This window comes from Streptacidiphilus monticola (assembly GCF_042658505.1).
Lineage (GTDB): Bacteria > Actinomycetota > Actinomycetes > Streptomycetales > Streptomycetaceae > Streptacidiphilus > Streptacidiphilus monticola.
Genome location: NZ_JBHSQJ010000131.1, coordinates 16,738 through 37,983 on the forward strand (window position 1 = coordinate 16,738; position 21,246 = coordinate 37,983).

Here is a 21,246-nt window from a genome sequence, read left to right on the forward strand (position 1 = left end):
CACGGGTGAGCGGCCGCGATAGGCATGGGGCGGGAGGGAGTCGTCCTTGCTTTTCACCCGTCGCCGCCAGCCGGCCACCACCACCGCCACCGCCCACGCCGCCGTCCCCGCCCGCAGCGGGATCCTTGCGGCAGCGCAGGACTTCCTCGAGCAGTACGCCCGAGAGGTCCCGGCCGCGCCCGACCCGGCCGCGCGGCTGCGGGCGGTGCGCGCCGAGATCGACCGGACCGGCAGCTACACGCACACGCCGGACGAACTGGCCTTCGGGGCCCGGGTCGCCTGGCGCAACGCGGCCCGCTGCATCGGGCGGCTGTACTGGAACAGCCTGATCGTCCGCGACCTGCGCCAGTTCCGCCACCCCGACGACATCGCCGACCAGTGCTTCGAACACCTGCGGCTGGCCACCAACGGCGGCCGGCTGCGACCGGTCGTCAGCGTCTTCGCGCCGGACGCGCCGCGCCTGCTCAACGAGCAGCTGGTCCGCTACGCCGACGACCCGCGGGTCGCCCGCACCGCCGAACTCGCCCGCGCGCACGGCTGGAAGGGCGGCGAGGGCCCCTTCGAGGTGCTGCCGCTGCTGGTCCAGCGCACCCCGGACACCGCTCCGGAGTGCTACGAACTGCCGGACGACGCGGTGCTGGAGGTCCCGCTGACGCACCCTCGGCATCCCGGCTTCGGCTCACTGGGGCTGCGCTGGTACGCGGTCCCCGCGGTCAGCGACATGACCCTGGAGATCGGCGGCGTCCGCTATCCGACGGCCCCCTTCAACGGCTGGTACATGGGCACCGAGATCGGCTCGCGCAACCTGGCCGACGCCGACCGCTACGACCGGCTGGCCGCCGTCGCCGAGCTGTTCGGGCTGGACACCGCGCACCCGCGGACGCTGTGGAAGGACCGGGCGCTGGTCGAACTGAACCTGGCGGTGCTGCACTCCTTCGCCGAGGCCGGGGTGACCATGGCGGACCACCACACCGAGTCGCAACGCTTCCTCGCCCACATCGAGCGCGAGGCGCGTCACGGCCGCCCGGTGCCGACCGACTGGTCCTGGATCGTGCCGCCGCTGTCGAGCGGGTCCACGGCGGTGTTCCACCGCTACTACGACGCGCCGGACGAGGCGCTGCGCCCGGCCTTCCTGCGCCGGGCGGACCCCTGGTCCTGAGTGCGCGCCCCGGCCGGGAACTTGGCCCGCAGGCCGATCAGCAGCGCGTCCAGCGCGGTCTCGAACGCCCCCTCGTCGACCTGCTGCTGACGCTCCGCCAGCAGGTGGGCCTGGCCCAGGTGCGGGTACGCGTCGCCGTAGGCGGCGGCGTCCTGCGGGAAGCCGCCGGCGAAGGAGCCGAGGGCGGAGCCGAGCACGAGGTAGCGCATCAGCGCGCCGATCCGGGTCGCCTCCCCGGGGGACCAGCCCGCGTCCACCAGCGCCCCGAAGACCGCGTCGGCGAGGCGGAGGGCGTGCGGCCGCCGCCCGGGGCCGCTGGCCAGCACCGGGACCAGCCGGGGGTGGGCGACCAGCGCGGCGCGGTAGGAGCGGGCCCAGGCGCGCAGCGCCTCGGGCCACGGGTCGCGGCCCAGCATGGACAGGTCCACCTCGCCGACCACGGAGTCCACGACGGCGTCCAGGAGTTCGTCCTTCGTCGCGAAGTGGTTGTAGAGCGAGGGTCCGCTGACGCCGAGTTCGGCCGCGAGCCGCCGGGTGGACAGCGCGGCCAGCCCCTCCTCGTCGATCACGCGCAGCGCGGCCGCGACGATCCGCTCGTGGCTGAGCAGCGGGTTGCGGGGTCGGGCCACGGGGCGGCTCCTTGCGGTGCGATCGGGGGCAGGCCCTGCATTCTCCTACGCCTCCGGTGGTGCTATGGTCCGAGCATAAAACTTGCACCGCTAGTTTTCTTGCTTTCCGGACCGCTGGGGTAGCCGTGAATCTTGAGCTCACCGAGGAGCAGGAGGCCGTGCGCAAGCTGGCCGCCGACTTCGTCAACCGCGAGATCGTGCCGCACGCCGCCGCCTGGGACCGCGCGGAGCAGGTGGACCGCGGCATCGTGAGGAAGCTCGGCGACCTCGGCTTCCTGGGGCTGACCATCCCCGAGGAGTACGGCGGCTCCGGCGGGGACCACCTCTCCTACGTGCTGGTCACCGAGGAGCTGGGCCGAGGCGACTCCTCCGTGCGCGGGCTGCTCTCGGTCTCCCTCGGCCTGGTGGCCAAGTCGATCGCGCACTGGGGCAGCGAGGAGCAGAAGCAGGCGTGGCTTCCGCGCCTGTGCGCGGGCGACGCGCTCGGCTGTTTCGCGCTCACCGAGCCGGGAACCGGTTCCGACGCGGGCAGCCTGACGACCCGTGCGGTGCGCGACGGCGACGACTTCGTCATCAACGGCGCCAAGATGTTCATCACCAACGGCACCTGGGCCGAGGTCGCGCTCGTCTTCGCCCGCACCGGGGAGCCGGGGCACCGCGGGGTCAGCGCCTTCCTCGTCCCCACCGGCACCCCGGGACTGACCCGCACCACCATCCACGGCAAGCTGGGCCTGCGCGGCCAGCCGACCGCCGAACTGGCCTTCGAGGACGTGCGGGTGCCCGCCTCCGCCATGCTCGGGCCCGAGGGCAAGGGCTTCTCGGTCGCCATGTCCGCGCTGGCCAAGGGCCGCATGTCGGTCGCGGCCGGCTGCGTCGGCATCGTCCAGGCCTCGCTGGACGCCGCACTCGCCCACGCCGCCACCCGCGAGCAGTTCGGCAGGCCCATCGCCGGGCACCAGCTGGTGCAGGAGATGCTGGCCGACATCAAGGTGGAGCTGGACGCCGCGCGGCTGCTGGTGTGGCGGGTCGCCGACCTGATCGAGCGCGGGCTGCCGTTCCAGACCGAGTCGTCCGTCGCCAAGCTCTACGCCTCCGAGGCCGCCGTCAAGGCCGCCAACACGGCCCTCCAGGTCTTCGGCGGCTACGGCTTCATCGACGAGTACCCCGTGGGCAAGTACGTCCGCGACGCCCGCGTGATGACCCTCTACGAGGGCACCTCCCAGATCCAGAAACTCGTCATCGGCCGCGCCCTCACCGGCGTCAGCGCCTTCTGACCGTCCGTCACTCCCCCACCGCTGCAGGAGTATCCATGAGCCGCTTCACCGGAAGGGTCGCCGTCGTCACCGGCGCCGCGCAGGGCATCGGCGCCGCCACCGCGCTGCGCCTCGCCGAGGAGGGCGCCGCCGTCGCCGTGGTCGACCTCACCGCCGAGCGGGCGCAGGCCACCGTGGACGCCATCACCCAGAAGGGCGGGACGGCGAAGGCCTACGGCGCCGACGTCTCCGACCTGGACGCCGTCGAGGCCGCCTTCGCCGCCGTCGTCGAGGACTTCGGCGCGCTGCACATCCTGGTCAACAACGCCGGCATCACCCGGGACAACCTCTTCTTCAAGATGCCCAGGGCCGACTGGGACCTGGTCCTCACCGTCAACCTGACCAGCGCCTTCAACTGCGCCCAGGCCGCGCAGAAGTACATGGTGCGGCAGAAGTACGGCAAGATCGTCTCGCTCAGCTCCCGCTCGGCGCTGGGCAACCGCGGCCAGGCCAACTACGCCGCCGCCAAGGCCGGCATCCAGGGTCTGACCGCCACGCTCGCCATCGAGTTGGGCCCGTACAACATCAACGTGAACGCGGTCGCCCCCGGCTACATCGCCACCGCGATGACCGCCGCCACGGCGGAGCGGGTCGGCGCCACCGCCGAGGAGCACCAGCGGCTCGCCGCGGAGCGCACACCGCTGCGCCGGGTGGGCCGGCCCGAGGAGGTGGCCTCCGTCGTCGCGTTCCTCGCCTCCGAGGACGCCTCCTACGTCAGCGGCCAGACCCTCTACATCAACGGCGGTGCCCGGTGACGGTGCTCTCCCTCGCCTCGGTCCTGCACGAGAACGCCCGGCGGCGGCCCGGGAAGCTGGCCCTGGTGGAGGGTCAGGTGCGGCTCACGTTCGGCGAGTTGTGGCAGCAGGTGCTGGACGAGGCCGCCGCCCTGGTCCAGGCGGGGGTGCGCCCCGGCGACCCGGTCGCCCTGATGGCCCCGAACGTGGCCGACTTCCCCCGCGCCTACTACGCGATCCTCGCGGCGGGCGGCGTGGTCGTGCCGGTCCACCTGCTGCTCACCGCCGAGGAGGCAGCCTTCGTACTGCGCGACAGCGGCGCGAGGCTGCTGCTCGCCCACAGCGCGGTGGCGGAGGCGGCGGTGCGGGCCGGGGAGCTGGCCTCGGTCCCGGTGTACGCGCTGGGCGGCGGCTCCTTCGCGCCCGAGCTGCCCAAGGCGGACGCGCCGCTGGCCCAGCTGACCACCCGTCAGGCCGAGGACCCCGCCGTGGTGTTCTACACCTCGGGCACCACCGGCCGGCCCAAGGGCGCGCTGCTCAGCCACCTCAGCATGGTGATGAACGCGACCGTCAACGCCTTCGACGCCAACGACGTCCGACCGGACGACGTGGCCCTGGGCGCGCTGCCCCTGTTCCACACCTTCGGCCAGACCGTGAGCATGAACTCCACGTGGCGCGCGGGCGCGACCGTCGTGCTGCTGCCGCGCTTCGACGCCACGGCGGCGGTGGAGCTGATGGTCCGCGAGGGCGTCAACACCTTCCACGGCGTGCCGCAGATGTACCTCGGGCTGCTGGAGGCGGCGCGGACGGCTGCGGAACTGCCCCGGCTGCGGCTGTGCATCAGCGGCGGCGCGTCGCTGCCGCTGCCGGTGCTGGAGCGGTTCGAGTCCCGCTTCGGCGCCCGGATCTACGAGGGCTACGGCCTGTCCGAGACCTCGCCGACGGCCGCGGTGAACCAGCCGGACTTCGGCACCAGGGCCGGGACGGTGGGCCACCCGATCTGGGGCGTGGACGTGGAGATCGCCCGCCCGGAGATCGACGAGCGGATCGAGCTGCTGCCGGCCGGCGAGCTGGGCGAGGTCGTGGTCCGCGGCCACAACGTCTTCCTCGGCTACCTGGGCCTGCCCGAGGCCACCGCGGAGGCGCTGGTCGACGGCTGGTTCCGGACCGGGGACCTGGGCACCAAGGACGCGGACGGCTTCGTCTCGATCGTGGACCGGAAGAAGGACGTGGTCATCCGCGGCGGCTTCAACGTCTATCCGCGCGAGGTGGAGGAGGTGCTGCTGCGGCACCCGGCGGTGGCCGAGGCCGCGGTCATCGGCATTCCGGACCCGGTCCACGGCGAGGAGATCTGCGCGGTGCTGGTGCCGGCCCCGGACGCCGACCCGCGGCCCACGGCCGAGGACGTCGTCGCCTGGTCCCGCGAGCACCTGGCCAAGCACAAGTACCCGCGCCGCGTGGAGTTCGTGGACGCCCTCCCGCTGGGCCCGAGTCACAAGGTGCTGAAGCGGGAGCTGCGGGCGCGTTACGCGCCGCGGTGACCGCCCCGGCGGGTTGACATGTCGGAAGGTTCCGACGCATTGTAGGGGCGTGGCAGAGACCGACGTGTTCCACGCCCTGGCCAACCCCGTCCGCCGCAGGCTGCTGGAGTCGCTCCGGCAGGGCCCGCGCGCGGCCGGGGAACTGGCCGCGGACTTCGAGCTGAGCCGCCCCGCGGTCTCCGAGCACCTGGCGGTGCTGCGGAACGCGCGGCTGGTCCGCGAGGAGCCGCGCGGACGCCACCGCTACTACCACCTGGAGCCCGCGCCCCTCGCCGAGGTGAGCGACTGGCTGCACCCCTTCGAGCGCTACTGGCGCGCCCGCCTGCGTGACCTGGGCGCCCTGCTGAACGAGGAGCACCCCGCCCCATGACCGAGCCCGCCGCGATCCACTGCGACCAGTTCCTGCCCCAGCCACCTGACGTCGTCTGGCGGGCCCTCACCGAGCCCGAACTGCTGGCCCGTTGGTGGGCCGCCGGGGACGTCCGCCCCGTGGTCGGCCACCGGTTCACCCTCGACATGGGCCCCTGGGGCCGGCAGCCCTGCGAGGTGCTGGAGGTCGTGCCCGAGCGGCTGCTGCGCTACAGCTTCGCCGAGGGTTCCCTCGACTCGACGCTGACCTGGCGGCTCGAACCCGAGGGCCACGGCACCCGGCTCTTCCTGGAGCACGCGGGCCTGGACCCGGACTCCCCGCTGGGCCGCCAGGCCTACGAGGGCATGGGCCGGGGCTGGCCGACGGTTCTCGCGAACTTCGCCAAGGCGGCCGCCGAAGGGCTGTAGATTGCGGGCATGGGGAAGGACTACGAGAGGATCGACGGTCGGTTGCGCGCCTTCATCGAGGCGCAGCACGTCTTCTTCACCGCCACCGCTCCGCTCGACGGCGAGGGCACGGTCAACCTCTCCCCCAAGGGGCTGACCGGCTCCTTCGCCGTCCTCGACGAGCGCACCGTGGCCTATCTGGACTTCGCCGGCAGCAACGCGGAGACCATCGCCCACCTGCGCGAGAACGGCCGCATCACGCTGATGTGGTGCGCCTTCGACGGGCCGCCGAACATCGTCCGCGTCCACGGCCGCGGTGAGCCCGTGTTCCGCGACGACCCGCGCTGGGCGGAACTGCTGGCCCACTTCCCGGGCATCGACCCGACCCGGCACGGGCTGCGGGCGGTCATCGTGGTGACGGCCCATCACATCCGTGACACCTGCGGCTACGCCGTCCCGTTCATGACCTACGACGGGGACCGCCCGCTGCACGGCTCGCGCTTCGAGCGGGAGACGGACGAGTCGCTGGACGCCTACTTCCACAAGAAGGAACACGTCGCGGTCAGCCTGGACGGCCTGCCGGGGCTGCCGCTCCCGCTCCCGCCGCTGCCGGACCGTCCGTGACCGGCTCGGCCAGCCGGGAGTGCGGCCGGCGCGCCAACAGGTAGGCGACGCCCGTGGCGGCGACGGCGCCGACGCCGAGGACCGCACCCCACACCTGGTACCAGGGCGCACCCGGCGGCGCGAGGACGGCTCTGGGCCAGCAGATGTCGACGACCTCGAAGCCGGTCCACAGCACGGCCAGCAGGTTCAGCGCCGTCCCCCAGCGGCCGTACCGGATCTCGCCGGCGGGCTGCCAGCGGCCGCGCAGCCGGGCGGTCAGCGCGATGGCGCAGAGCAGGAAGAACGGCACGAAGGTGGCCGCGCTGCCGAAGGTGATCAGGCTGCCCATGGCGGCCGTGCTCAGGCCCAGCGGCAGCGCGGCGCAGCTGACCAGGGTGGCCGCGACCAGCCCGCCGATCGGCGCCTGGTGCCGATTGACCTTGCGCACCTGCCGGGAGAACGGGAAGACGCCGTCGCGCGCGAGCGAGTAGAGCCCGCGGGCGGCTCCGCCCTGCGAGGCCATCAGGCAGGCGGTGAAACTCACCAGCACCACGAGCACGAAGGGCTTCTCCGCCCAGCCGCCGAAGCCGGAGACGACGGCGGTGGTCACCGGGTCCAGATCCTTGCCCGACACGACGTCAGCGGGGCTGGGGTGGGCCAGTTCCACGGAGACGGCGTTGAGGATCACCACCAGGCCGACACTGAGCAGCGCCCACCACATCGCGCGCGGCACCTGGCGTCCGGCGTCCCTGGTCTCCTCGGCGGTGGACACGCAGGCGTCGAAGCCGATGAACGCCCAGCCGCCGACGGCGAGCACGGCCAGCAGCGCCGACCCGGTGCCGATGCCGAGAGCGTGCGGGGCTCCCAGGGTGTCGAACACGAGCGAGAAGCCGTGCTTGCGGAACACCAGCAGCAGCGACAGCCCGACCAGGACGGAGGCGACCGCCTCCGCGGCGATGCCGAGACTGACGAACCAGCGCAGCAGGTTGATGCCGTAGGCGTTGACCAGGGTGCAGAGCAGCATGAACCCGACGGCGGTGAGGACGAGTCGACTCGGCGTCGGGACCGCGCCGAAGAGCGCGAAGGCCCAGGGCGCGGCGAGGTAGGCGACGGTGGTGTTGCCGAACATCACGGCGAACTGCCAGACCCAGCCGCTCAGCCAGGCCGTCCTCGGCCCGGCCAGGCGTCTGCTCCACTGGTAGGCCCCGCCCGCCAGCGGCCACTGCGAGGCCAGCTCCGAGTAGACGGCGACGACCAGGCTCTGGCCGAGCAGGCAGACGGGCAGCGCCCAGATCCACGCGCCCCCGGCCACGCTCATGCCGACCTGCGCCGCGGCGTAGAGGCCGACGACCGGGGAGACGACGGCGAAGCCCATGGAGATGTTGCCGAGGATGCTGAGGCTGCGGCGTAGCTCCTGGCGGTAGCCGAGCGCGGCGAGTCGTTCGCTGTCGGACATGGGCGGCCTCCCGGAGAAGAAAACTAACTTTGTTAGGCTGACGCGATGGGTGGGACCATAGCCGCTGACCACCGGCAGCGGAAGAGGGGAGTTCGGATCGTGGGCCGACCAGCCAGGGGACAGGCACTGCTGAGCCGCGAGCGGATCGGCGCGGCGGCGCTGGCCCTCGTCGACGAGCACGGGCCGGAGGGGCTGACCATGCGCGCCCTGGCCGAACGCCTCGGGGTGAAGGCGGCCTCGCTCTACGGGCACGTCCAGGGCAAGGACCAACTCCTGGACCTGCTCTCGGAGTTGGTGAACGACGAGATCGACCTGGCCCCACTGGAGGACTCCGACTGGAGCCGCGGGCTCACCGCCTACGCCCACGGCTACCGGGCGGTCTTCCTCCGCCACCCCAACACGATCGCCCTCCTCGCCCGCCGCCGCGTCGCCGCGGAGCGCGCGCTGGCCGGCTACGACGCCGTCCTCGCCCTGCTCGCCCGCGCGGGCCTCGCCCCGGAGCACGCCGCCGAGGTGGCCGCGGTCCTGGACTACCTGGTCCTCGGCTCCGCCCTGGAGACCTTCACCGCCGGCTTCACCCGCCCCCCGGCCGAGTACGCCCCCCGGTTCCCCTCCCTGGCCACCGCCCTCGGCGCGGCGACTGCCGGCGACACCGCCCCGACCGACCTCGACGACCGCGGCTTCTCCCTCGGCCTCGCGTACCTCCTCACCGGCATCGAGGCGCGGGCGTCCCGAGCCGACCAGGGAGCTGGCATGCTGCCGTCATGACACCTGAGGAGCTGCGTGCGCTGTGCCTGGAGTTCAACGGGGCCGAGGAGACGTTTCCGTTCGGGCCGGACACGGCGGTGTTCAAGGTCGGGGGGAAGATGTTCGCGCTCAGCGCGCTGGATCCGGGGCGGTTGCAGGTGAACCTGAAGTGCGAGCCCGACCGGGCGGTGGAGTTGCGCAAGGCGTATCCGGCGATCGTGCCCGGTTGGCACATGGACAAGCGGCACTGGAACACGGTCAGCCTGGACGGCACGCTGCCGGACGACCTGGTCCGGGAGCTGGTGGAGGACTCCTACGACCTGGTGGTGGCGAAGCTGCCGCGGCGGGAGCAGCTGGCGCTGGACTGGCCGGGGGTCGGCCGGGTCCCGTGACATGACGGCCGTGTGTCGTCCCGCTGCGGTGGTGTGACGGTTCGTCGGAGGGCGTTGCCGCAGGTCGGGGGCGGCTGGCAGGGTGGCGGCATGAGTCGTCAGGCCGTCACCGCCGCCCCGCTGCATCCGCTGCTCGCCGAGCGCTGGAGTCCCCGGTCCTTCGATCCGGAGCACCGGCTGACGCAGGCTCAGGAGACCGCGCTGCTGGAGGCGGCGCGCTGGGCGCCGTCGGCGCGCAACGTGCAGCCCTGGCGGTTCCTGGTCGGACACCGGGGCGACGCGACGTTCAAGGGGCTGTTCGAGGCGCTGATGACGGCCAATCAGGAGTGGGCGGGCGACGCCTCGGCGCTGATCGGCGCCGTGGTCGAGGAGCGCCTGGAGGACGGCCGGGCCAACCCCTCCGCGGCCTACGACCTGGGCCAGGCGGTGGCGCACCTGTCGGCGCAGGCCCACGCCGAGGGCCTGCACGTGCACCAGATGGGCGGCTTCCACCCGGAGCGGGTGCGGGCGGCGTTCGGCGTCCCGGAGGGCTTCCTGCCGCTCACGGTCGTCGCCGTCGGCCGCCTCGCCCCGGCGGACCGCCTGCCCCCGGAGCTGCACGCCCGGGAGACGGCGGCCCGTGCCCGGCGCCCGCTCAAGGAGACGGTCTACCACGGTGGTTGGGGCGAGCACTGAGCCCGTCGCGGCCTGGGCTCGGGGGGCTCAGGCCGACCACACCGTGGTGATGTTGCAGAACTCGCGGATGCCGTGGCCGGAGAGCTCGCGCCCGTAGCCGCTGCGCTTGACGCCGCCGAAGGGGAAGGCGGCGTGCGAGGCGGTCATGCCGTTGAAGTACACGGCCCCGGCCTCGAGTTCGGCGACACAGCGCTCGGTCTCCTCCGGGTCCTGGGTCCACACGTTGGAGCTGAGCCCGAAGGGCGAGTCGTTCGCCATCGCCAGCGCCGAGTCCAGGTCGGGCACCCGGTACAGGGTGGCGACCGGTCCGAAGGTCTCCTCCTGGTGGATGCGCATCTCCGGCGTGATCCCGGCGAGCACCGTGGGCTCGTAGAACCAGCCGCCGCCCAGGCCCTCCGGCCGGTGGCCGCCGCAGAGCAGGTCCGCGCCGCGGGCGAGGGCGTCCTCGACCAGGGACTCCAGGTCGGCGCGGCCGCTCTCACTGCTGAGCGGGCCGACCTGGGTGTCCTCGTCCATCGGGTCGCCGACCCTGAGCGCGCGCATCCGCTGCACGAACGCGGCGGTGAACTCCTCGTACACGGCCTCGTGGACGATGAACCGCTTGGCGGCGATGCACGACTGGCCGTTGTTCTGCACCCTCGCGGTCACCGCGACCCGGGCGGCCTCGGCGACGTCCGCGGAGGGCAGCACCAGGAACGGGTCGCTGCCGCCGAGTTCGAGGACCGTCTTCTTGATCTCGTCACCCGCGATGGACGCCACCGACCGGCCGGCCGGCTCGCTGCCGGTGAGGGTGGCGGCGGCGACCCGCGGGTCGCGCAGCACGCCCTCGACCGCGCGGGAGCCGATGAGCAGCGTCTGGAAGCAGCCCTCGGGGTAACCCGCGCGCTGGAACAGCGACTCCAGGTAGAGGGCGGTCTGCGGAACGTTGGAGGCGTGCTTCAGCAGGCCGGTGTTCCCCGCCATCAGCGCGGGCGCGGCGAAGCGGATCACCTGCCACAGCGGGAAGTTCCACGGCATCACGGCGAGCACCGGGCCGAGCGGCCGGTAGCGGACGTATGCGCGGGAGGCGCCGCTGTCCTTCACGTCGGCCTCGTCCGGGTACTCGTCGGCCAGCAGGCCCTCGGCCCGGTCGGCGTACCAGCGCATGGAGCGGACGCACTTGGCGGCCTCGGCCCGCGCCTGGCTGACCGGCTTGCCCATCTCCAGGGTGACGGTCCGTGAGATCTCGTCCAGGTCCTCCTCCAGCAGGTCGGCCGCGCGATGCAGCAGGCGCCGACGCTCGGCGAAGCCGGTGAAGCGGTAGGAGAGGTGGGCAAGGCGGGCCAGCTCCAGGCGGCGGTCGAGCTCCTCGGGGCCGAGCTCCTCGAAGGTGCGTACGGTCTCGCCGGTGGCGGGGTTCACGGTAGCGATGCTCATGCTGCTGCCCGTACCCCTGACAGCAGCGCTTACCCGGCGGCGCGCGCCGGAATCAGCCGGGTGCCACGCAGCGCCTCGGCGTAGGCGGTGTCCGGGTCGAGCCGGCGCAGTTCCTCGGCGATCAGCTCCGAGGTGGGCCGGATCTTCAGCGCGACGACACGGTCGGTCTGGCCGGGCATGGCGAAGTTGGCGACCGGGCCCTCGGGCCGGTCGATGCTGATGTCGCCGTTCTCGGTGGCCAGGCTGACCCGGGTGATCAGCGGGCCCTCCGTGGTGACCCGGCTGACCGGGACGCCGAGGCGCTGCCCGAGCCAGCTGGCCAGCAGCTCCGCGCTCGCGTTGTCGCGCTCGCACTCGACGGTGGCACCGGTCACGGTGGCGCGCGACTGGTCGAGCGCGGCGGACAGCAGCGACCGCCACAGGGTGAGCCGGGTCCAGGCCAGGTCGGTGTCGCCGGGGGCGTAGCTCTCGGCGTGGACGGCGAGGAAGGCGAGCGGGTCGGCCGCGTTGTAGGAGTCGGTGATCCTGCGCTGCGCCAGCTTGCCCAGTGGGTCGCCGGCCGGGTCGTCCGGGGCCTCGTCGGGCCACCACACGACGACCGGCGCGTCCGGCAGCAGCAGCGGCAGCACCACCGACTCGGCCTTCCCGGCCAGTTCCCCGTGCAGCCGCAGCACCACCGACTCGCCCGAGCCGGTCTCCGCACCTACGATCACCTCGGCGTCGAGCCGGGCCTCGGCCCGGGCGCGCGGGGAGCGGCCGGGGCGCCGGACCACGGTGACGATCCGGCAGGGGTGCTCCATGGAGGCCTCGCTGGCGGCCCGGTGCGCGTCGTAGGCGCCGCCCTCGTCGGTGACGATCACCAGGGTGAGCACCATCCCGACGGCCGACGCGCCCGCCGCCCGGCGGGCCTCGATGATGGCGGCGTTGACCTTGCTGGAGTTGGTGTCGGTCAGGTGGATGCGCATCGGAGGTCGGCTCCTGTCTCGCCCGGGACGGATGGTGCTCAGGTTCAAGCGCGTACGGACTCCAGCATCTTCCCCGAAGTGCCCGTCCCGCATCCCTGCTTGATGCTGGGTCATGCTGGACCACGACCGCGATCGCGAGGAGTGCGCCGTGAAACCTGTCGCTCTGTCACCTTCGGCCCGTGAGGCGGCGTTGACGGCCCTGGGCTCGGGCCGGGAGCTGGACGTGCTGGTGGTGGGCGGCGGCGTGGTGGGCGCGGGCTGCGCGCTGGACGCGGTGACCCGCGGCCTGACGGTGGGCCTGGTCGAGAGCAGGGACTGGGCCTCGGGCACCTCCTCGCGGTCCAGCAAGCTGATCCACGGCGGCCTGCGCTACCTGGAGATGCTGGACTTCCGCCTGGTGCAGGAGGCGCTGCGCGAACGCGGGCTGCTGATCCAGCGGCTGGCGCCGCACCTGGTCCGCCCGGTGCCGTTCCTCTACCCGCTCACCCACCGGGGCTGGGAGCGCCCCTACGTCGGCGCCGGCGTGCTGCTCTACGACACGCTGGGGCTGACCTCCGGCACCTCGCGCGGGCTGCCGCGGCACCGGCACCTGACCCGGCGTCAGGCGCTGCGCCAGGTCCCGGCGTTGCGGGAGGACGCGCTGGTGGGGGCCGTGCAGTACTACGACGCGCAGGTGGACGACGCCCGGCACACCATGACCGTCGTGCGGACCGCCGCCGCCTACGGCGCCCAGGTGGCCAACCGGGCGCGGGTGGTGGGCTTCCTGCGCCAGGGCGAACGGGTGACCGGCGCCCGGGTGGAGGACCTGGAGACCGGCCGCCGCTTCGAGGTGCACGCCAAGCAGGTCATCAACGCGACGGGGGTGTGGACGGACGACACCCAGGCGCTCGCGGGCACCCGCGGCCAGTTCCACGTCCGCGCCTCCAAGGGGGTGCACGTGCTGGTGCCCCGGGACCGGGTCAACGCCAGGTCGGGGCTGATCCTGCGCACCGAGAAGAGCGTGCTGTTCGTCATCCCCTGGGGACGGCACTGGGTCATCGGCACCACCGACACCGACTGGGACCTGGACAAGAACCATCCGGCGGTGTCCTCCAGCGACATCGACTACCTGCTGGAGCACGTCAACGCGGTGCTGGCCACCCCGCTGACCCGGGACGACGTCGAGGGCGTCTACGCCGGTCTGCGCCCGCTGCTGGCCGGGGACGCGGCGGAGACCAGCAAGCTCTCCCGCGAGCACCTGGTGGGCCATCCGGTGCCGGGCCTGGTGGTGATCGCGGGCGGCAAGTACACCACCTACCGGGTGATGGCGAAGGACGCCGTCGACGAGGCCGTCCGGACCCTGGAGGGCGTCGTGGTCGGACCCTCGGTCACCCAGGACGTGCCGCTGCTGGGGGCGGACGGCTACCAGGCGCTGTGGAACGCGCGGCACCGGCTGGCGCAGTCCTCGGGCCTGCACGTGGTCCGCATCGAGCACCTGCTGCACCGCTACGGCTCGCTGATCTCCGAGGTGCTGGACCTGGTCGCCGCCGACCCGTCGCTCGCCGAGCCGCTGCCCGGCTCGGACGACTACCTGCGCGCCGAGGTCGTCTACGCCGTCACCCACGAGGGCGCGCGGCACCTGGACGACGTGCTGACCCGGCGCACCCGCGCCTCCATCGAGTCCTGGGACCGCGGCGTGGCCGCCGCGGAGATCACCGCGGCGCTGATGGCCCGTGAACTCGCCTGGGACGCCCAGCAGCAGGCCAACGAGATCGAGCACTACCGCAAGCGGGTGGAGGCGGAGCGGGAGGCGCAGCAGCAGCCCGACGACGCCACGGCGGACGCCGCCCGGCTGGGCGCCCCGGACATCGTGCCGCTGCACTGAGCCGGAGGGGGCTGAGGGATCATCAGGTCATGTCCTCGATCACCGGGCCGCTCAACGTCACCAGCACCTTCGTCACCTTCTTCGCCGTGGTCGGGCCGCCCAAGGTGATGCTGACGTTCGCCCATGTGGCCCGCGAGCGCACCACGTTGGAGGCGCGCCGGGTCGCCCTGCTCGCGTCCGCGGCGTCCGCGCTGCTGGGCGCGCTGTGCGCGTGGACCGCGCCCTACGTGACGGACTTCTTCCACATCAGCGCGGAGTCGCTGGAGCTGGCCGGCGGCATCATCTTCTTCCTGTACGCGGTCGGCCTGGTCCTCGGCATCCACGTGGGCGCGGACAGTCCGGAGGCGGCGGACGGGATGCACCCGCTCATCTCCGGCTTCCGGGAACTGCTGCTGCCGTACGTGGTCAGCCCGCTGGCGGTGACGGCGGTACTGGTGGAGTCGATGACCAAGGAGGGCTGGGGCTGGCGCAGCAGCGTCGTCGCCTCCTTCGTGGCCGTCGCGGTGATCGACGCCATCTGCATGGTGGCCACGACGGGCCTGCTGCGCCGGGTGCACACGACGACGCTCGAGATGGGGTCCCGGCTGCTCGGCCTGCTGCTGGCGGCGGTGGGCGTGGAGCTGTTCCTCACCGGCCTGGACCGCGCCATCGCCAACTGGTCGAGCGGGCCGCACTGACCTGGACCAGGATGAGTTCACGGACTTCGCTTCCCGAGGAGGACGGCGCGCATGTTCCAGATCGTCTGGATCGTCATCGTCGGTTTCGTGCTCGGCCTGCTGGCGCGGGCGATCCTGCCCGGCAGGCAGGCGATCCCCTGGTGGCTGAGCATCCTGCTCGGCATGGGCGGCGCCTGGCTCGGCAACGGCGTCGCGGGCTGGCTGGGCGTGCGCCACACGAGCGGGGTCGACTGGATCCGGCATGCCCTGCAGCTCGGCTTCGCCGTGGCGCTGGTCGCCGTCGGCGCGTCGCTGTGGGCGGCCCGCGGCGGCGGACGGTCCCGCGCCTGATGGGCCGTCAGCAGCCCCGCGTCCGCCGCGTCTATGACCCGCCGGAGGCGGCGGACGGCCTGCGGGTCCTGGTGGACCGCCTGTGGCCGCGCGGCCTGACGAAGGAGCGGGCGGAGGTGGACGAATGGCCCAAGGACCTCACTCCGTCGAATGAACTGCGCCGCTGGTACCACGCGGACAAGGACGCGCGACGTGAGGAGTTCGCGGACCGGTACCGGGGGGAGCTGGCGGCTCCCGCCGCGCAGGAGGCGCTGGCCCATCTGCGGGAGGAGGTCGCCAAGGGGCCGGTGACCCTGGTGACGGCGAACAAGGACCTGACGCACAGTCACGTCCCGGTCCTCGTGGAAGAACTCTCCCACTGACCTCGGCCCCCGCAGGGGCGCTCAGCGGTCCTGGAGGGCGAGGGCCCGAAGGGTGACTTCCGTGGCGAAGCGTTGGTCGGGGTCGGTGAGCTGCTTGCCGAAGACGCGTTCCAGGACCCGCATCCGGTAGCGGAAGGTCTGCGGGTGGACGCCGAGTTGGGCGGCGAGTTCCGCCGCGGTCCCGCGGCTGGCCAGCCAGACGTGCAGGGTCTCCAGCAGCCGCCGGCGCTGCGTGGGGGTGTAGGACTCCAGCGCGCCCAGGTACCTGCGGGCGAACTGGCGGGCCAGGGCCTGGTCCGCGAGCAGCCACAGGGTCAGCAGGTGGTCGTCGGCGTAGCTGAGCGGAGCGTCCGTCAGGGTCAGTGTGTGGCGCGCCCAGCGCAGCGAGTCGCCGGCCTCCGCGAGGGGGACCGTGGGGCCGACGGCCGCCTTGCAGTCCGCGAGGGCCTGCGTCAGCAGGGCCTCCTCCGGTCCGGCGAACGGGCCGGGGACGAGCAGGTGGGGCTCGGGGTCGCTCAGGTCCGCGAGGACGCTGCGGCCGAGCGCCGCCCGTTCCGGGCGGCTGTCGGGGTGGACGGCGACCGGCGTGACGGTCTCCGGGAGCGGCCAGCCCACCTGCTCGGCCAGTTCGGCCAGGGAGCCGTCGGCGAGACCCGCTCCGGAGAGCAGTCGTTGCAGCAGCCGGCGTCGGCGGCCGTCCGGTTCCTCGCCCAGTTCCGCCATCGCCTGCAGATAGCCCTCGCGGGACAGTTCGGCGATCTCGCCCATGTAGGCGAAGAGCGCGTCCGCGAAGGCCATCAGCACCGATGCCGAGAGCCGGTACCGGCGGCCGACGACCACCGCCCGGCGCAGCGCCACCTGGCAGCCGATGCGGTAGGCGTCCTGGAGGGCGTCGAGGCTGCGGCCCTGGTAGGCCTCGAAGCGGCCGAAGCGGCGGCAGATCTCGTCGCGCAGTTCGGTGGCGCTGTTGGGCATCGCGATCTGGTCGACGAAGGCGGCGATGTTCTGCTCGATGCCCAGCCGGATCACGTGTGCCTCCGGGCCGTTGATGAATGCGCCGTACTCGGGGATGGCTCCGGCGATCTCCGCCGCCATCTCCCGTAAGAGGCTGGGCAGTTCCGGGCGCATCACGGCGGCGAGCTCGCGCGGGATCGCGCCGAGCGCCGCTCTGCGCCTGGCTGCCGCCTGCCTGGGCTCCGCCATGCGGCCCCCCTTCGGGGTGTCCCTGCCCCGATCGGACGCGTGCGTACAGGTGTGGTGGTCCGTGCAACATAGACCAGCTCGCGGCGATGTGCACAGCACGCGGACAGGAATTGCGGCGACTGTCCGGTAACCGCACCGGACCTTCCGGCCGATTGCTCACTTTTCGACAACTTGCCTGCGCTGCTTGCTCGTTGGGCGACAAGGAATGGCGTGTCGAAAAGACGAGTTCGCCGACGACCGGCGGAAGTCATTGCCCGCCCCGGTTACCCATGCGTAACGTCCCGCCCGCCAACCCGGTCCGCCCGGACCGGAACGAGCAAGGGAGAGCCGCACCATGCGCAAGATCTCCAAGTCCACCGCCGTCCTCGCCACCGCCGTGGGCTGCGCCCTCGGCGTCGGCGTCACCACCGCGTCGGCCGCCGGCACCTGGACCGTCAGCGGCGGGACCAGCTTCACCGGCAGCGCGTCCAGCCCCACCCTGACGGACAGCCGCTCGGGCGCCAAGCTGACCTGCACCTCGTCCGCGGCCTCGGGCACCGCCGCCAACGGCACGGGGCTGTCCGGCACCGGCATCGCCTCGCTGTCCTCGGTGTCCTGGACCAACTGCACCGGGCCGGCCGGCATCACCTTCACGGTCACCCCGCAGGGTCTGCCGTGGGCGTTCAACGCCGTCTCCTACAGCGCCCCGGTCACCACCGGCACGCTGACCGGGGTCAAGGCCCACATCTCCGGCACGCTGTGCTCGGCCGACTTCCAGGGCGCGACCGCCGGCAGCACCGCCACGCTCAACGGGTCGTACAACAACACCACCCACCAACTCACCATCAGCGGCGGCAACCTGCACGCCTACAACGTCGTCGGCTGCCTCGGCCTGATCGCCAACAACGACGCGGCCACCTACAACGGCGTCTACACGGTCAGCCCCGCGCTGACGATCACCTCGCCGTGACACGCACTTCATGACAACCGCTCCTCCCGGTTCTTGTCATCCGATGACAAGAACCGGGGGGAGCCTCTCGTCCGGGCTCGCACTGACGCTCAACTCCTTGTCCATGATTGCTACTTGCTCGTACTGTCCTGCGCCACGGGACGGGACCTGTCGAAGGGGGGGCTTACATGCGCACGGTCCGCCGTCTGCGCCCGGCACCGGTGCTGACCGCCGTGGTCGTCCTGGCGGGCGTGGTCACCCCGGTCCTCGTCGGCGGTCCGGCGGGGGCCGACATGCGCACCGGGCGGGTCACCGCCGACTACGACTGCACCCGGCAGGGCGGCCCCGGCACCACGAAGCTGACGGTCACCCTGATCCAGGACCTGCCGACCACGGCGACCGCGGGCCAGGACGTGCAGCCGGGAATGCTGACCGCGGAGACCACGCTGCCGCGCGGCGCGCTCCCCGCGGAGGCCACCCGCCTGGAGGGCAGCGCCGACCTCACCGTGACGGCGGGCGGAGCGGACCCGGTCGCCATGCAACTGCCCTGGCCCGGCATCACGTTGACGCCCGTGGAGGTGTCGGCCGACGGTGACGTGCCGCTCACCTTCACCGGTTCGGTGCCGTCCCTGTCGAGCGGCAATCCGGGCACGCTGACGCTGACGCCCGGAGCGCTGGCGGTCCATCTGGGCGCGGCCCTGGACCTGTCGTGCACGCCCGCGGGCACGCCCGATCCGCTCGGCTCGATCGTCTTCACGGCGGACGGGAGTGCGGCCCCGAGCGGCGGCGACAGCGGGAGCGGCAGCCCTGGTGCCGCGCCGACGGACAGCCCAGCCGAAAGCCCGGCCGACGGCCCGACGGACGGTCCGACCGACCAGCCCACGGCCACCCCCACCGACACCCCCACCGACACGCCCACCGACCAGCCGACCGACTCGCCGAGCCCGACGCCCACGCCGGTGTTCCCCTGCCCCACGCCCACGGGCGTCATCGACACCCGCATGTACTCGCCGCTGCCGGACGGGGCGATGGTGATCCCCGGACCGAGCGACCCGCCGCTGGTGGACTCGAACGGCACCCAGTGCGCCAAGGTCGTCGGCTACTCGGACGTCGGCAAGCTGGGGCAGGCCGCCCTGCTGGGGAACCCCGCGACAGGCGTGCGGGCCGACTTCGCGCCGATCCGCTCGGCCTTCCAGTTCTGGTCCTCGCCGGACGGGCTCTCCTTCGACTGGTACATCCAGCAGGACCTGATCGGGAACATGACGCTGCCGCCGATCCGCAGCACCTTCACCACCTTCGGGTTCGTGCCGGTGACCGCCACCATGCACCTCACCCCGGACGGGCCGCTCACCATGGTCATGGTCCAGGACACCCGCGTCTCCCGGATGAGCACCTACACCATCACCGGCAGGCAGTTCCTGCGGTTGAGCGACGTCAGGATCAACGGCACCCCGCTCGACGTCGGCCCCGACTGCCGTACCGTGCGTCCGCTCCAGCTGCGCCTCAGGGCGTACGACCGCTCGCAGCTGCCCGAGGGCTACGACCCGAACACCAACTACAACCTCACCACGGGCGGCCCGATCACCCAGGACGACCTGGTGATCCCGGAGTTCACCGGCTGCCGCAGCCGCGCCGGCGAGGACGTGGACGCGCTGCTCGACGCGAGCGTGTCCGGGCCGGGCAACGCGCTCAACCTCAACCAGGGCGGCATGTGCAACGTCCCGGACCCCGAGTTCTGCTACCCGCTGCCCGTCCCCGCCCTGCCCGTCCGCAAGCCGCCGGGCTACTCCCCCACCCTCGCCCCCGGGAAGTGACATGGGAATCGAAGTGACCGTCGAGGGGCTCACCAAGTCCTTCGGCCGCCAGACCGTCTGGGAGGACGTCAGCCTCACCCTCCCGGCCGGGGAGGTCAGCGTCATGCTCGGCCCCTCGGGCACGGGCAAGACCGTCTTCCTCAAGTCGGTGATCGGACTGCTGCGCCCGGAGCGCGGCCGGGTCCTGGTCAACGGCGTGGACATGGTGGGCGGCCGGGAGCACGAGATCTACGAGGCCCGGAAGCTGTTCGGCGTCATGTTCCAGGACGGCGCGCTGTTCGGCTCGATGAACCTCTTCGACAACATCGCCTTCCCGCTGCGCGAGCACACCCGCAAGAAGGAGGGCGAGATCCGACGGATCGTCATGGAGCGGATGGAGCTGGTGGGTCTGCTCGGCTCCGAGGGCAAACTGCCGGGCGAGATCTCCGGGGGCATGCGCAAGCGCGCCGGACTGGCCCGCGCCCTCGTCCTGGACCCGCAGATCATCCTCTGCGACGAGCCCGACTCCGGCCTCGACCCGGTGCGCACCTCCTTCATCTCGCAACTGCTCATCGACCTCAACGCGCAGATCGACGCGACCATGCTGATCGTCACCCACAACCTGGACATCGCCACCACCGTCCCGGACAACCTCGGCATGCTGTTCCGCCGCGAGCTGGTCGCCTTCGGGCCCCGCGAGCGGCTGCTCACCTCGGACCTCCCGGTGGTGCGCCAGTTCCTCGGCGGCCTGCGGCACGGGCCCATCGGCATGGCCGAGGAGAAGGACCAGGCGGAGCTGGACGCCGAGCGGGAGCTGCTGCCCCCGCCGCCCACCACGGTCCCGCCGCAGCTGCAGCCCTCCCCCGGCCTGCCGCCCCGCGCGGCACTGGAACGGCACCGGCAGCGGGTGGTCGCGTGAGCACCTCGCTGCTGAAGCCGGTCGTCCGGACCTTCGAGGGCGCCGGCGGCTTCTTCTCGCTCGGGGCGGCCACCGTCCGCGACACCCTCCGCCGCCCGTTCCAGTGGCGGGAGCTGGTCGAGCAGTTCTGGTTCGTCGCCAGTGTGACCATCCTGCCGGCGGCGCTCGTGTCGATCCCCTTCGGTGCCGTCATCGCCCTGCAGGTCGGGTCACTGGCAGGCCAGTTGGGGGCCCAGTCGTACACCGGCGGCGCCAGCGTGCTGGCGGTGGTCCAGCAGGCCAGCCCGCTCATCGTGGCGCTGCTGATCGCCGGGGCCGGCGGCTCGGCGATCTGCGCGGACCTGGGTGCGCGGAAGATCCGCGAGGAGCTGGACGCCATGGCCGTCATGGGCGTCTCGCCCGTCCAGCGCCTCGTCGTCCCCCGGGTCCTCGCGGTGACAGCGGTCAGCGTCCTGCTGAACGGCCTGGTGTCGGTGGTCGGCACACTGGGCGGCTACTTCTTCAACGTCATGCTGCAGCACGGCACTCCGGGCGCGTACCTGTCCAGCTTCTCGGCGCTCGCCCAACTGCCGGACCTCTACATCAGCGAGGTCAAGGCGCTGCTCTTCGGCTTCCTGGCGGGGCTGGTGGCCGCGCACCGGGGGCTCAGCCCCAAGGGCGGCCCGAAGGGCGTGGGCGACGCGGTGAACCAGTCGGTGGTCGTCACCTTCCTGCTGCTGTTCCTGGTCAATGTCGTGCTGACCGCCGTCTACCTGCAACTCGTCCCGCAGAAGGGAGCGTGACG

22 protein-coding genes and 1 pseudogene are annotated in these 21,246 nt (G+C 72.6%); 18 read left to right on the plus strand and 5 right to left on the minus strand.

The features are described from left to right. Positions 1–46: 46 nt before the first annotated feature. Positions 47–1,159 carry a nitric oxide synthase oxygenase gene (locus ACFP3V_RS26290; protein WP_380588346.1) on the plus strand — a complete coding sequence of 371 codons (1,113 nt, stop codon included), beginning with the start codon at positions 47–49 and terminating at the stop codon, positions 1,157–1,159. On the opposite strand, the gene ACFP3V_RS26295 is transcribed toward ACFP3V_RS26290, so the two are convergent. Next, entirely contained in the window at positions 1,096–1,788 is a 693-nt protein-coding gene (locus tag ACFP3V_RS26295; RefSeq protein ID WP_380588349.1) for a TetR/AcrR family transcriptional regulator, read from the minus strand. The two genes, ACFP3V_RS26290 and ACFP3V_RS26295, sit on opposite strands and share 64 nt — an antisense overlap. A 125-nt stretch (positions 1,789–1,913) precedes the next feature. Here ACFP3V_RS26295 and ACFP3V_RS26300 point away from each other — a divergent pair, with 125 nt between their 5' ends. Genes ACFP3V_RS26300 through ACFP3V_RS26325 form a run of 6 tightly spaced genes read left to right on the plus strand, consistent with a single transcriptional unit; the run spans position 1,914 to position 6,756 of the window. Further along, complete coding sequence (locus ACFP3V_RS26300) at positions 1,914–3,062, plus strand: acyl-CoA dehydrogenase family protein (protein WP_380588351.1); 1,149 nt, start codon at positions 1,914–1,916, stop codon at positions 3,060–3,062. 35 nt (positions 3,063–3,097) lie between these two features. Beyond that, the gene (fabG, locus tag ACFP3V_RS26305) at positions 3,098–3,856 is read left to right on the plus strand and encodes a 3-oxoacyl-ACP reductase FabG (protein ID WP_380588354.1); all 759 of its coding nucleotides are present in this window, start codon (positions 3,098–3,100) and stop codon (positions 3,854–3,856) included. Further along, positions 3,853–5,376 carry a long-chain-fatty-acid--CoA ligase gene (locus tag ACFP3V_RS26310; RefSeq protein WP_380588357.1) on the plus strand — a complete coding sequence of 508 codons (1,524 nt, stop codon included), beginning with the start codon at positions 3,853–3,855 and terminating at the stop codon, positions 5,374–5,376. The genes fabG and ACFP3V_RS26310 overlap by 4 nt, the downstream gene beginning before the upstream one ends. A gap of 49 nt (positions 5,377–5,425) precedes the next feature. After that, the gene (locus tag ACFP3V_RS26315) at positions 5,426–5,746 is read left to right on the plus strand and encodes an ArsR/SmtB family transcription factor (RefSeq protein WP_380588360.1); all 321 of its coding nucleotides are present in this window, start codon (positions 5,426–5,428) and stop codon (positions 5,744–5,746) included. Further along, on the plus strand, positions 5,743–6,153 hold the full coding sequence (locus ACFP3V_RS26320; protein ID WP_380588363.1) for an SRPBCC family protein: 411 nt from the start codon (positions 5,743–5,745) through the stop codon (positions 6,151–6,153). The genes ACFP3V_RS26315 and ACFP3V_RS26320 overlap by 4 nt, the downstream gene beginning before the upstream one ends. Positions 6,154–6,162: 9 nt before the next feature. After that, positions 6,163–6,756, plus strand: a complete 594-nt coding sequence (locus ACFP3V_RS26325; protein ID WP_380588366.1) for a pyridoxamine 5'-phosphate oxidase family protein — start codon at positions 6,163–6,165, stop codon at positions 6,754–6,756. Here the strand turns inward: ACFP3V_RS26325 and ACFP3V_RS26330 are convergent. After that, positions 6,695–8,191, minus strand: a complete 1,497-nt coding sequence (locus ACFP3V_RS26330) for an APC family permease (protein WP_380588369.1) — start codon at positions 8,189–8,191, stop codon at positions 6,695–6,697. The two genes, ACFP3V_RS26325 and ACFP3V_RS26330, sit on opposite strands and share 62 nt — an antisense overlap. A gap of 99 nt (positions 8,192–8,290) precedes the next feature. On the opposite strand from ACFP3V_RS26330, the gene ACFP3V_RS26335 reads away from it, so the two are divergent. From ACFP3V_RS26335 to ACFP3V_RS26345, 3 genes are all read left to right on the plus strand, one after another. After that, positions 8,291–8,959 carry a TetR/AcrR family transcriptional regulator C-terminal domain-containing protein gene (locus ACFP3V_RS26335; protein ID WP_380588372.1) on the plus strand — a complete coding sequence of 223 codons (669 nt, stop codon included), beginning with the start codon at positions 8,291–8,293 and terminating at the stop codon, positions 8,957–8,959. Beyond that, entirely contained in the window at positions 8,956–9,330 is a 375-nt protein-coding gene (locus ACFP3V_RS26340) for an MmcQ/YjbR family DNA-binding protein (protein WP_380588375.1), read from the plus strand. The genes ACFP3V_RS26335 and ACFP3V_RS26340 overlap by 4 nt, the downstream gene beginning before the upstream one ends. A gap of 90 nt (positions 9,331–9,420) precedes the next feature. After that, on the plus strand, positions 9,421–10,005 hold the full coding sequence (locus tag ACFP3V_RS26345) for a nitroreductase family protein (protein WP_380588378.1): 585 nt from the start codon (positions 9,421–9,423) through the stop codon (positions 10,003–10,005). 27 nt (positions 10,006–10,032) lie between these two features. Here ACFP3V_RS26345 and ACFP3V_RS26350 read toward each other — a convergent pair whose 3' ends face one another. Together ACFP3V_RS26350 and opcA are read right to left on the minus strand one after the other, a co-directional pair. Then, complete coding sequence (locus tag ACFP3V_RS26350) at positions 10,033–11,421, minus strand: NADP-dependent succinic semialdehyde dehydrogenase (protein ID WP_380588381.1); 1,389 nt, start codon at positions 11,419–11,421, stop codon at positions 10,033–10,035. A 29-nt stretch (positions 11,422–11,450) separates the two neighbouring features. Then, the gene (gene opcA, locus ACFP3V_RS26355; RefSeq protein ID WP_380588384.1) at positions 11,451–12,386 is read right to left on the minus strand and encodes a glucose-6-phosphate dehydrogenase assembly protein OpcA; all 936 of its coding nucleotides are present in this window, start codon (positions 12,384–12,386) and stop codon (positions 11,451–11,453) included. A gap of 112 nt (positions 12,387–12,498) precedes the next feature. On the opposite strand from opcA, the gene ACFP3V_RS26360 reads away from it, so the two are divergent. From ACFP3V_RS26360 to ACFP3V_RS26375, 4 genes are read left to right on the plus strand one after another with little or no spacing between them, the layout of a single operon-like run. Beyond that, on the plus strand, positions 12,499–14,250 hold the full coding sequence (locus ACFP3V_RS26360) for a glycerol-3-phosphate dehydrogenase/oxidase (protein ID WP_380588388.1): 1,752 nt from the start codon (positions 12,499–12,501) through the stop codon (positions 14,248–14,250). Between the two features lie 29 nt (positions 14,251–14,279). Beyond that, positions 14,280–14,927 (plus strand): MarC family protein, encoded by a 648-nt coding sequence (locus ACFP3V_RS26365; protein WP_380588391.1) that lies wholly within the window; start codon positions 14,280–14,282, stop codon positions 14,925–14,927. Between the two features lie 51 nt (positions 14,928–14,978). Then, positions 14,979–15,257 (plus strand): GlsB/YeaQ/YmgE family stress response membrane protein, encoded by a 279-nt coding sequence (locus ACFP3V_RS26370; protein WP_380588393.1) that lies wholly within the window; start codon positions 14,979–14,981, stop codon positions 15,255–15,257. Beyond that, entirely contained in the window at positions 15,257–15,619 is a 363-nt protein-coding gene (locus tag ACFP3V_RS26375) for a DUF488 domain-containing protein (RefSeq protein ID WP_380588395.1), read from the plus strand. The genes ACFP3V_RS26370 and ACFP3V_RS26375 overlap by 1 nt, the downstream gene beginning before the upstream one ends. 21 nt (positions 15,620–15,640) lie before the next feature. Here ACFP3V_RS26375 and ACFP3V_RS26380 read toward each other — a convergent pair whose 3' ends face one another. Further along, positions 15,641–16,822 (minus strand): PucR family transcriptional regulator, encoded by a 1,182-nt coding sequence (locus ACFP3V_RS26380; protein WP_380588398.1) that lies wholly within the window; start codon positions 16,820–16,822, stop codon positions 15,641–15,643. A 334-nt stretch (positions 16,823–17,156) separates the two neighbouring features. Between ACFP3V_RS26380 and ACFP3V_RS26385 the strand changes: the two genes are divergently transcribed. The 4 genes and pseudogenes from ACFP3V_RS26385 (at position 17,157) to ACFP3V_RS26400 (ending at position 21,244) form a co-directional block, all read left to right on the plus strand. Then, entirely contained in the window at positions 17,157–17,771 is a 615-nt protein-coding gene (locus ACFP3V_RS26385; RefSeq protein ID WP_380588401.1) for a hypothetical protein, read from the plus strand. 167 nt (positions 17,772–17,938) lie between these two features. Further along, positions 17,939–19,564 (plus strand): DUF6801 domain-containing protein, encoded by a 1,626-nt coding sequence (locus tag ACFP3V_RS26390; RefSeq protein ID WP_380588404.1) that lies wholly within the window; start codon positions 17,939–17,941, stop codon positions 19,562–19,564. A gap of 1 nt (position 19,565) precedes the next feature. Next, a pseudogene (locus ACFP3V_RS26395) lies at positions 19,566–20,459 on the plus strand (ABC transporter ATP-binding protein); the annotation flags it as partial. Continuing rightward, positions 20,459–21,244 (plus strand): MlaE family ABC transporter permease, encoded by a 786-nt coding sequence (locus tag ACFP3V_RS26400; RefSeq protein WP_380588407.1) that lies wholly within the window; start codon positions 20,459–20,461, stop codon positions 21,242–21,244. The pseudogene ACFP3V_RS26395 and the gene ACFP3V_RS26400, both read left to right, overlap by 1 nt. Positions 21,245–21,246: the final 2 nt, after the last annotated feature.

What these genes read in the sequence shown, in the direction of transcription:
- opcA (WP_380588384.1), bottom strand. Translation starts at nt 12,386, where the DNA reads ATGCGCATCCACCTGACCGACACCAACTCCAGCAAGGTCAACGCCGCC.
- fabG (WP_380588354.1), top strand. Translation starts at nt 3,098, where the DNA reads ATGAGCCGCTTCACCGGAAGGGTCGCCGTCGTCACCGGCGCCGCGCAG.
- ACFP3V_RS26390 (WP_380588404.1), top strand. Translation starts at nt 17,939, where the DNA reads ATGCGCACGGTCCGCCGTCTGCGCCCGGCACCGGTGCTGACCGCCGTG.
- ACFP3V_RS26330 (WP_380588369.1), bottom strand. Translation starts at nt 8,191, where the DNA reads ATGTCCGACAGCGAACGACTCGCCGCGCTCGGCTACCGCCAGGAGCTA.
- ACFP3V_RS26345 (WP_380588378.1), top strand. Translation starts at nt 9,421, where the DNA reads ATGAGTCGTCAGGCCGTCACCGCCGCCCCGCTGCATCCGCTGCTCGCC.
- ACFP3V_RS26360 (WP_380588388.1), top strand. Translation starts at nt 12,499, where the DNA reads ATGCTGGACCACGACCGCGATCGCGAGGAGTGCGCCGTGAAACCTGTC.
- ACFP3V_RS26380 (WP_380588398.1), bottom strand. Translation starts at nt 16,822, where the DNA reads ATGGCGGAGCCCAGGCAGGCGGCAGCCAGGCGCAGAGCGGCGCTCGGC.
- ACFP3V_RS26385 (WP_380588401.1), top strand. Translation starts at nt 17,157, where the DNA reads ATGCGCAAGATCTCCAAGTCCACCGCCGTCCTCGCCACCGCCGTGGGC.
- ACFP3V_RS26350 (WP_380588381.1), bottom strand. Translation starts at nt 11,421, where the DNA reads ATGAGCATCGCTACCGTGAACCCCGCCACCGGCGAGACCGTACGCACC.
- ACFP3V_RS26325 (WP_380588366.1), top strand. Translation starts at nt 6,163, where the DNA reads ATGGGGAAGGACTACGAGAGGATCGACGGTCGGTTGCGCGCCTTCATC.
- ACFP3V_RS26340 (WP_380588375.1), top strand. Translation starts at nt 8,956, where the DNA reads ATGACACCTGAGGAGCTGCGTGCGCTGTGCCTGGAGTTCAACGGGGCC.
- ACFP3V_RS26370 (WP_380588393.1), top strand. Translation starts at nt 14,979, where the DNA reads ATGTTCCAGATCGTCTGGATCGTCATCGTCGGTTTCGTGCTCGGCCTG.
- ACFP3V_RS26375 (WP_380588395.1), top strand. Translation starts at nt 15,257, where the DNA reads ATGGGCCGTCAGCAGCCCCGCGTCCGCCGCGTCTATGACCCGCCGGAG.
- ACFP3V_RS26320 (WP_380588363.1), top strand. Translation starts at nt 5,743, where the DNA reads ATGACCGAGCCCGCCGCGATCCACTGCGACCAGTTCCTGCCCCAGCCA.
- ACFP3V_RS26365 (WP_380588391.1), top strand. Translation starts at nt 14,280, where the DNA reads ATGTCCTCGATCACCGGGCCGCTCAACGTCACCAGCACCTTCGTCACC.